The organism is Streptomyces sp. NPDC050619 (genome assembly GCF_040654815.1).
In the GTDB taxonomy this organism is placed as follows: Bacteria; Actinomycetota; Actinomycetes; order Streptomycetales; family Streptomycetaceae; genus Streptomyces.
In genome coordinates, this window is record NZ_JBFAIR010000111.1 from 1 (window position 1) to 2,830 (window position 2,830).

Here is a 2,830-nt window from a genome sequence, read left to right on the forward strand (position 1 = left end):
CCCGCAGCCGCCTCCGGCACCACAAGCCGCGCCCGCGCACCCGGCACCAACCGCGCCCGCAGTAAGTCGTGATGACCCACCAGCACCTGCACCGCCCGGGCGAGCACCTCGAAGTCCAGACCAGCCGGCGTCCGCACCCAGCTGGACTGCACGACCTCATGGAGCCGGTCCGGACCGACTCGTTCGATCAGCTCATGCATCACCGGCGTCAGCGGCACCGCACCCACACCGGGCTCCCCGCCCGGCAACACACCGCCGCTCTCCAGCGCACCCGCAACCCGCGCCAGCCCGGCCGGAGTCCGCAGCTCGAACACCTGCCGGGAGGAGATCGTAAGACTTGCCCGCCGCGCGGCCGAGACCAGCAGCATCGACAGAATCGAGTCCCCGCCCAGTGCGAAGAAGTCGTCGTCGGCACCGGCCTCCCCCACGCCCAGCACTTCTGCGAAGAGCCCGCACAGCAGCGCCTCCACGGGCGTCGCCGGCGCGCGGCCCGCACCAGCCGTCGCATCGACGGCGGGCAGGGCGGCCTTGTCCACCTTGCCGTTGGGGGTGAGCGGCAGCGCGTCCAGCACCGTCACCGCGGCCGGGACCATGTACGCGGGGAGGCGGCGGGCGGCGAATTCCCGTATCGCGGTCGCGTCGACCGCGCCCTGCGCGCCGGGCGTCACATAGGCGGCGATACGGTCCGCACGCACCACGACCGCCGCCTGGGCGACCTCCGGATGCGCCGCGATCACCGACTCGACCTCGCCCGGCTCGACTCGGAAGCCGCGGATCTTCACCTGCGTGTCCGCCCGGCCTTCGAAGTGCAGGAGCCCGTCGTCGCTCCACCTCGCCAGGTCACCGGTGCGATACATACGCCCGCCGTCGGCGTACGGGCAGGCCACGAACCGCTCCGCGGTCAGCTCCCGGCGGCCCAGATAGCCGCGGGCCAGACCCGGTCCGGCGAGATACACCTCACCCACCACACCCGGCAGCACCGGGCGCAGGAAGTCGTCCAGCACGAAGACGCGGGTGTTGGGGAGCGGGCCGCCGATGGCCGGCGGTCGGTCGTCGGGGGTAAGGCCGGTCGCGAGCTCCACGGCGGTGGCGATGACGGTGGATTCGGTGGGTCCGTAGGTGTTCCACACGCCCGCCTGGGCGCGCCACTTGGCGGCCAGATCAGCGGTCAGCCGCTCGGCACCCAGCACCCAGTTCCGTACCCCCGGGACCGTCTGCGGGTCGAGCACGGACAGCAGGGAGGGCACCACGCTGGCCACCGTCACCCCGGCTGTACGGATCATCTCCGCCAGCGCCTGCGGATCGGTGCGCTCCGCGCCGACGGCGATCGCCAGCGTCCCGCCCGCTGCGAGCGTCACGGCCACGTCCAGCACGGCGGCGTCGAAGCTGAACGATGCGAACTGCAGCGCCGTCGTCCCCTCCGAGACGCCCAGCACCGGGCGCATCGCCTCCGCCAGATTCGCCACACCCCGGTGCGCGACCGCCACGCCCTTCGGGCGACCGGTCGAGCCGGAGGTGTAGATCACATACGCGAGCTGATCCAGTTCGACCGCGACATCGAGGGGGGCGTCAGACTCGGCGGCGATCGCCGGCCCGGCGTCGGCCAGCCGGTCCGCGTCGATCACCACCGATGCGCCGCTGTCGACCGTCATGAACTCCAGGCGATCGGCGGGGTACTCGGGATCCAGCGGCACGTAGGCACCCCCGGCCTTCCACACCGCCAGCATCGACACCACCATGTCGACACCCCGCGGCAACCGCATACCCACCCGCGACTCCCGTCCCACCCCCAGCCCACGCAGGTAGCGCGCCAGCCGGTTCGACCGGTCATCCAGCTCCCCGTACGAGAGGGCCGCCGCGCCGCAGCGCACCGCCACCGCGTTCGGCGTGAGCACCGCCCAGTCCCCGAACAGCTCCAGCCAGGTGTCCGACGGCATCGGCCGCGCCGTGTCGTTCCACTCGTCGACGACCAGGGACCGCTCCGCCTCGTCGAGGGCGTCCAACGTGCCGATACGGGCGTCCGGCTCGGCCGCCATCCGGGTCAGCACCCGTATCAGCCGCTCCGAGATCGCCACGGCCGCCGTCGCGTCGAAGCTGTCCAGCCGGTGATCGAGGCGCAGCCGCAGCCCGTCGATCGGGTCGACACCCAGCGTCAGCGCGAAGTGGGTCGACTCGCGGACCCCGGAGCCGGTGAGGCGCAGCGGCTGCGGGGGGCCGCTCTCGCCGGCCCGGTAGTTCTCGAATGCCAGCAGCGTGTCGAAGCCCGCGCCGGGACCCGCCAGCCGCTGGATCTCCGTAAGGCCGAGATGCTGGTGGTCCAGCAGCGCGGACTGCTCCGCCTGGAGGTCGGTGAGCAGCTCCGCGACCGTCCGCGCGGGATCGAATCGCACCCGCACCGGGACGGTATTGATGAACAGCCCCAGCATGTCCTCCATGCCGGACAGCTCGGCCGGCCGCCCCGCGACCGTCGCCCCGAACACCACGTCCCGACGCCCCGACAAACCACCGGCCACCAGCGCCCAGGCGGCCTGAACGACGGTGTTCAGCGTGACGCCGTGCCGGCGGGCCAGCTCTCGCAGCGCTCCGGTCAGTTCGGCGTCCGGTGCAAAGGTCAGCTGGTCGGTCGGACTCGGCGTGCCGTCCGCGGCGGCGGGGGCCACGAGGGTTGGTTCGTCGAGCCCGGATAGGGCCTGCGTCCAGGAGGCGCGCGCGGCGTCCTTGTCCTGGCGCGCCAACCAGGCCAGGTGTTCGCGGTGCGGCGTGACCGCGGGCAGTCCCGCGCCGCTGCCGCCGGCCGCGTACGCGGCCCACACCTCCCGCAGCAGGATCG

At 72.9% G+C, this 2,830-nt stretch carries 1 protein-coding gene; it reads right to left on the reverse strand.

All coding sequences use genetic code 11. The features are described from left to right. Positions 1-2,830, reverse strand: a 2,830-nt coding sequence (locus AB0I77_RS53250; protein WP_363290281.1) for an amino acid adenylation domain-containing protein, incomplete at both ends; no start/stop codon positions are given.